At 71.3% G+C, this 6,440-nt stretch carries 4 protein-coding genes and 2 pseudogenes; 3 read left to right on the top strand and 3 right to left on the bottom strand.

Going from position 1 to position 6,440, the window contains the following annotated elements:
* Positions 1-144 (top strand): annotated as a pseudogene (locus tag AC068Z_RS38610) (ABC transporter permease); the annotation flags it as partial.
* A gap of 8 nt (positions 145-152) precedes the next feature.
* Entirely contained in the window at positions 153-884 is a 732-nt protein-coding gene (locus tag AC068Z_RS38605; protein WP_478567116.1) for a sirohydrochlorin chelatase, read from the top strand.
* Between the two features lie 5 nt (positions 885-889).
* On the opposite strand, the gene AC068Z_RS38600 is transcribed toward AC068Z_RS38605, so the two are convergent.
* Both AC068Z_RS38600 and AC068Z_RS38595 read right to left on the bottom strand, forming a co-directional pair.
* Positions 890-1,900 carry a ketopantoate reductase family protein gene (locus AC068Z_RS38600; RefSeq protein ID WP_478567113.1) on the bottom strand — a complete coding sequence of 337 codons (1,011 nt, stop codon included), beginning with the start codon at positions 1,898-1,900 and terminating at the stop codon, positions 890-892.
* 18 nt (positions 1,901-1,918) lie between these two features.
* A complete protein-coding gene (locus tag AC068Z_RS38595) occupies positions 1,919-2,467 on the bottom strand; it encodes a DUF1697 domain-containing protein (RefSeq protein WP_478567110.1) in 549 nt (182 codons plus the stop codon).
* 351 nt (positions 2,468-2,818) lie between these two features.
* Between AC068Z_RS38595 and AC068Z_RS38590 the strand changes: the two genes are divergently transcribed.
* Complete coding sequence (locus tag AC068Z_RS38590) at positions 2,819-5,083, top strand: MMPL family transporter (RefSeq protein WP_478567107.1); 2,265 nt, start codon at positions 2,819-2,821, stop codon at positions 5,081-5,083.
* A gap of 65 nt (positions 5,084-5,148) precedes the next feature.
* On the opposite strand, the pseudogene AC068Z_RS38585 reads toward AC068Z_RS38590, so the two are convergent.
* Positions 5,149-6,382: pseudogene (locus tag AC068Z_RS38585) on the bottom strand (glycosyltransferase).
* Positions 6,383-6,440: the final 58 nt, after the last annotated feature.

Raw genomic sequence — 6,440 nt, 5'->3', positions numbered from 1 at the left:
AACGGCCGCAACAACGCCAGCATGTCCCAGGTGTTCCTGGCCATCTTCCTGATCCTGCTCGTCGGCATCGCCATCGACCTGCTGATCTTCAGCCCGCTGGAGCGGCGGGTGCTGCGCAGCCGCGGTCTGCTCGCGAGGAGCTGAGGTACACCATGCCGGTCCTTCTCGTCATCGCCCACGGCAGCCGCGACCCGCGGCACGCCGCGACCGTGCACGCCCTGGTACGGCGGGTGCGCGCGACCCGCCCCGGACTGCGGGTGGAGACCGGCTTCCTGGACTTCAACATCCCGTCCGTGCAGGGCGTACTGGAGTCCCTGGCGGCGGAGGGCGTGCGCGAGGTCGTGGCGCTGCCCCTGCTGCTGACCCGCGCCTTCCACGCGAAGGCCGACATCCCCGCCGTCCTGCGGGACGCGCCGCCGCAGCTGCGCATCCGGCAGGCGGAGGTGCTCGGCCCGTCCCCGCTGCTGCTGACGGCGCTGGAGCGGCGGCTGTACGAGGCGGGCCTCACGCCCGCCGACAAGTCCTCGACCGGGGTCGTGCTGGCCTCGGCGGGGTCCACCGATCCGGAGGCGAGCGCGGTGATCGCAGAAATCGCGCGGGAGTGGCGGCACACCGGTTGGTGCGCCGTGCGGCCCGCGTTCGCCTCCGCCGCCCTGCCCCGCACCGAGGACGCGGTACGCGAGCTGCGCGCCCTCGGCTGCGAGCGGGTGGCCGTCGCGCCGTACGTCCTCGCGCCCGGCTTCCTGCCGGACCGCATCGCCCGGGGCGCCGCCGAGGCGGACGTCCTGGCCGACGTCCTCGGCCCGGCGCCGGAGGTGGCCCGCCTGCTGCTGGAGCGCTACGACGCGGCCCGGGTACCGGTCCTGACGGCGCTCGGCGCCTGACCCGCTCAGGCCGACGTGCCGGCGTCGGCCAGCCTGAGCAGTTCCTCCAACGGCATCGAGCCCGGCGTACGGCCCTCGCGGGCGAAGGTGCCGGCCAGGTGCTGGAGGAGTTCGTTGAGCGGGGTCGGTACGCCGTGCAGGCGGCCGAGGAGGGCGATCTCGCCGTTGAGGTAGTCGGCCTCGATGGTGCCGGTCCCCCGGGCCAGTGACTGCCAGGACGAGCCGCCTCGGCGCGGGGCGCCGTCGAGCGGCACGAGGGTGACCTTGTCACCGCGGACCGCCTGCTGCTCCTCGACGCTCGCGCGGTCGATCCCGGCGGCGTCCAGGACCCGCACTCCCTCCGCGCGCACCCTCTCGTACAGCGCGACCGCCGCCTCGTCGGCCACGGGCCCGCTGACGGCCTCGAGCGCGTTGCCGAGGTTGGCCAGCAGCTTGGCGTACTGCCAGCGCGCGACGTCCGCCACGACCGGCGCCTCGAAGTGGGCCTTCTCCAGGCAGGCGGAGATCTCGTGCAGGAGGTCGTCGGTGCCGTGGGGGTGGCGGCCGAGGTGGAGGATCCCGGTGAGCGGGGTGCCGGCCGCGGAGACGACGCCGGGTTCGACGAAGGTCGCCGGCAGCCAGACGCAGACGCCGTACACGCGCCGGAAGAGCCGCAGAGCGATCCGCTGCCCCTCCACGCCGTTCTGCGCGCACAGCAGGGGCAGCCGCTCGGCCGCCGTACCGCCGCCCTCGACCGGGGCCGGGCCCCAGCTCCCGAGGGCGGCCGCGGTGTCCTGGGTCTTCACGGCGAGGACGAGCACGTCGTCGGGGCGCAGCGGGCCGAGTTCGTCCGGTCCCTGGACCGCGGGCAGCCGGTGGACGTGCTCGCCGTCCGGCACCCTGAGCCGCAGCCCGGCCTCCCGCAGGGCCGTGAGGTGCGCTCCGCGCGCCACCAGCACGACCTCGTGTCCCGCCCCGGCGAGCCGTCCGCCGATGACCCCGCCGACCGCTCCCGCCCCGATGATGATGTAGCGCATGGGACGAGCCTCGCACACTCAACTGCCGGTCATCTCCATGAGCTTGACCACGGTGTTCCAGTTCCGGGTGGTCGCGATCACGCCCTTGGTGCGGCGCGGCTTGGCGAGTTGCTCGGCGAGCTTGGAGCGGCCGAGTCCGTCCGGCGCGTACAGGTAGAGGCAGCGGTCGCCGAACCGGAACTCCTCGGGCAGGAAGGCGGCCCGGTCGATGTCCTCGAAGCGCTCGGCGTCGGCCGGCGCGGAGAAGTACGTGACGTGCAGCTGCTTGCCCTCCAGTTCGGCGGCCGGGAACGGGCAGGCTTCGACGGTGGCCGCCAGATAGGCGTGGTCGCGGACGATGACGTCGACCGAGAAGCCGAAGTGGTCCGCCACCGCCTCGGTGATCTCACCGGCCCACGACTCGGCGTCGCCGCGCCCGGCCGTGAAGACCGCCTGGCCGCTCTGGAGGTAGGTGCGTACGTCGTCCAGGCCGAGTCCGGTCATCAGGGTGCGCAGTTCGGCCATGGGGACCTTCTTGGCGCCGCCCACGTTGATCCCCCGCAGCAGCGCCGCATACGTCGTCGTCATGCGCACACCATAGGGCGGCCGTCGTGCCCCGTGGGGGTGGGCACGACGGCCGGTCCGGCGCGGCGGACTGCGCTGAACTCTGGCCGATCCGGAGGCTGTCGATCAACCGCTGCACGCGGCTGTGACTTATTCAACAAGGCTGTGCAATGAGCTTCGTCATGACAAAGTCGCGCCAAATAGATGTAAGGGGCCGCCTCCTCCCCAGTGGGGAGAAGGCGGGGTCCAAGGGGATGATTCTCGGCCGGTTCACTTCACCGGGCAGCACGACGAGATGCCTTTATCCGCCCCATACCTTCGAAACGAAAGGTGGCGGCAGGGGGCTGCCACCGCGCACAAGGGGGCAAGCCCGTCATGGGGAACGGAGACATACGGGTGCGGGGCCTGGCCGCCCGGGCCGGCGGCTGGAGCGCCCGGCACCGATGGGCTGCCGTCGGCATCTGGGTGCTGTTCGTCGTCCTGGCGATGGGACTCGGTTCGGCGGCCGGCCGGGTCGACGTCGACGAGAGCCAGTCGCTGAAGGGCGAGACGAAGACCGCCGCACAGATCATCGATGACTCGGGGATCGAGGAGCCGGCCGGGGAGACCGTCCTCGTCCAGGCCAAGGACCAGGGCCTGAAGGCCACCGACGCCGAGTTCCGGTCCGCGGTCACCGCGGTGATGAAGGCGGTGGAGGAGACCGGCAAGGTCACCGACATCACCTCCCCGTACGACACGGACACCGTCTCGGAGGACGGCCGCAGCGCGCTGGTCCAGTTCGACATGCGGGGGGACGCGGAGACCGCGGCCGAGCGGGTCGAGCCGGTGCTGGACGCCGTGGCCGGGGTCCAGCAGGACCATCCGGAGCTGACGATCGAGCAGATCGGCTCCGCCAGCATGATGAAGACGTTCGACGACGCGTTCGGTGACGACTTCAAGAAGGCCGAGTACTCGGCCGTGCCCGTGGCCCTCGGCATTCTGCTGATCGCCTTCGGCGCGCTCGTCGCCGCGCTGCTCCCGGTGCTGCTGGCCATCACCGCGATCATGGCGACGATGGGTCTGATGGGCATCGTCAGCCATGTGATGCCAATGGGCGATGTCGCCAACTCGGTGATGCTGCTCGTCGGTCTGGCCGTCGGCGTCGACTACTGCCTGTTCTACCTGCGCCGTGAGCGCGAGGAGCGGGCCGCGGGGCGCGACCCGCAGACGGCGCTGATGATCGCCGCCGCCACCAGTGGCCGGGCGATCGTCGTCTCCGGTGTCACGGTGTGTGTGGCGATGGCGGGCATGCTGTTCACCGGGATCGCCGACTTCGAGGCGATGGGCCTGGCCTCGCTGATCGTGGTGGCCGTCGCCATGGTCGGTTCGGTGACCGTGCTTCCGGCGATGCTGTCGCTGCTGGGCCACCGGGTCGAGAAGGGCCGTATCCCCTACCTGCACCCCGAGAGCAAGCTGCGCCGCAACCGTGGGCAGGTCAACAAGGAGAGCCGCCTGTGGACGACCGTCCTGGGCGCCGTACTGAAGCGTCCGGTCGTCTCGGTGGTCGTCGCGACGGGCGCGCTGCTCGCGGTCGCCGCTCCGGCGGTCGGCATGAAGACCCAGAACCTCACGCTGGACCAGGAGTTCGGCGACTCGCTGCCCATCGTGCAGACCTACAACCGGGTCAACGACGCCTTCCCCGGCGGCTCCGAGCCGGCCGAGGTGGTCGTCAAGGCGGAGGACATCAACGCCCCCGAGGTGCAGAGCGCGCTCGCCGACTTCAAGAAGGAGGCGGTGGACTCGGGTGCCTCGCGCGGCCCGGTCGAGATCAAGCTGCACGACGCGCAGAACCTCGCGTTCGTCTACGTCCCGCTGGTCGGCGGCTCCGACCTCGACAAGGCGGGCGAGAACCTGGAGAAGCTGCGCGACGAGGTCCGTCCGGCCACCCTCGGCAAGGTCGACGGCCTCGAGGCCCCCATCACCGGACAGGTCGCGGGCAGCCATGACTTCAACGACCAGCTGGCCGGAGCGGTCGTCCCGGTCTTCGCGTTCGTGGTCGTCTTCGCCTTCCTGCTGATGCTGCTGTCCTTCCGCTCGCTGACGATCGCGATCACCTCCATCGCGCTCAACCTGCTGTCGGTGGCCGCGGCCTACGGCATCCTGGTCGCCGTCTTCCAGCACGGCTGGGGCGCGTCCCTGGTGGGCGCTGAGGGCGTGGGCGCCATCATCAGCTGGCTGCCGCTGTTCCTCTTCGTGATCCTGTTCGGCCTGTCGATGGACTACCACGTGTTCGTGGTCAGCCGGATCCGCGAGGCGCGGCTGAAGGGCCGTACGACGAACGAGGCGATCAAGCACGGGGTGGTCACCACGGCGGGTGTCGTCACCAGCGCCGCGGTCATCATGGTCGCCGTGTTCGCGATCTTCGGCACGCTGTCCATGCAGTCCATGAAGCAGATGGGCGTGGGCCTCGCGGCGGCGGTGCTGATCGACGCGACGATCATCCGGGGTGTGCTGCTCCCGGCGGTCATGGCGCTGCTCGGTGAGCGCAACTGGTACCTGCCGAAGTGGCTGGACCGGCTGCCGGACCTCACGCACGACGAGACGCCCGAGGTGGTCACCCGCAAGGCGCTGGACGACGAGGGGGAGCGCGTCCCGGTCTGAGCGTGACCCGGTAAGGACGGAGGGCCCGTCGACTCACGGGGGAGTCGACGGGCCCTCGACTGTGTTCAGCGCGCGGGCAGTTCGGCCTCGATGAGGTCGGCGGCCCGCCGGGTGCCGCCCTCCTCGGCCATCTGCGCCTGGATCTCCTTGAGCCGCCGGGCCACCTCGGGGTCGTCGACGAGGGCGAGCGCCGTCGCGCGCAGGGCCTCGGCCGTGGCCTCCTCGGTGGGCAACTGCCGGGCGACACCGAGGGCCTGGAGCATCTCCGCGTTGCCGAACTGGTCCACGGCCTGCGGTACGGCGATCATCGGGGTGGCGGTGGCCATTCCCTCCTGGCTGCCGCCGGCGCCGGCGTGGGTGACGAACAGGTCGGCCTGCTTGAGCACGGCCAACTGCGGTACCCACGACCGCACTTCGACGTTCGGCGGTACGTCGCCCAGCTCGGCGGGGTCGACATGCCGGCCGATCTGGAGCACCAGGTGCCAGCCCGGCAGCTCGCCGAAGGCCTCGACGCACTCCCGGTAGAAGCCGGGCTGCTTGGTGAAGGCCGAGCCGAGCGAGACGAGCACGACCTTCTCGGCATCGTCCGGCCGCCGCCAGTCGCCCTCCGCGGTGCGGTCGCCCTGGCAGGCGCCGACGAAGGTGTACACCTTCTCGTCCACCCGGTCGGCGTGCGGCTGCAGCGCCTTCGGGAGCAGCACGAGCGAGCGGTCCGGGCGGCCGGCGAACGGATCCGGGTGCTGGGTGATGCCGTTCTCCGCCAGCCAGTTCTGGAAGCGGGCGTAGTAGGCCTGACCCCGCTCGGTCTTCCTGGGCTCGGCCCACATCGGCTCGGCGACCTCCTCCTCGTAGCCCTCCCAGGCGACGAGGTTCGGCGAGAGCGAGATCGCGGGAACGCCCCAGCGATGGGCGAGGACCCGGGCGGGGTAGGAGGCGATGTCGTGCAGGACGAGGTCCGGTTCGTCGCCCTCGTAGGCCTCGACGAGCTGCGGCAGCGCCTGGATGGCGTCGGCCAGGAACGGCTCGACGTTGTCCAGCAGGGTGCTGCCCCAGGCCTCCGGGTCGGCGTCGGGTCCGGGCAGGGTCGAGTTCCACGGCTTCGGCTCGGCGCCGGTCTCGGCGACCTTGTCGGCGAACACGGGCGGGATCGCGTAGGTGACCCGGTGCCCGCGCGCGACGAGCTCACGGATCACCTCCAGGCTCGGGTTCACGTGACCGTGGGCGGCGATGGAGAACATGGCGATGTGCGCGGGTGAGGTCATGGGGATGAGAGTAGACGAGACGAGACGTCTCGTGCAACCCGAAAGGCCCGGGAGTCTGGAGGTCGTCCGGCTCGGGAGCCGGGAGGTCGTCCGGC

Source organism: Streptomyces sp. NPDC043726 (assembly GCF_056436565.1).
The sequence above is the reverse complement of the archived record's forward strand: the minus strand, read 5'-3'. Positions and strand labels throughout refer to the sequence as shown.

Bases quoted from the DNA above. Each gene is read 5' to 3' on its own strand.
- AC068Z_RS38605 (WP_478567116.1), top strand. From the start codon at position 153: ATGCCGGTCCTTCTCGTCATCGCCCACGGCAGCCGCGACCCGCGGCAC.
- AC068Z_RS38600 (WP_478567113.1), bottom strand. From the start codon at position 1,900: ATGCGCTACATCATCATCGGGGCGGGAGCGGTCGGCGGGGTCATCGGC.
- AC068Z_RS38595 (WP_478567110.1), bottom strand. From the start codon at position 2,467: ATGACGACGACGTATGCGGCGCTGCTGCGGGGGATCAACGTGGGCGGC.
- AC068Z_RS38590 (WP_478567107.1), top strand. From the start codon at position 2,819: ATGGGGAACGGAGACATACGGGTGCGGGGCCTGGCCGCCCGGGCCGGC.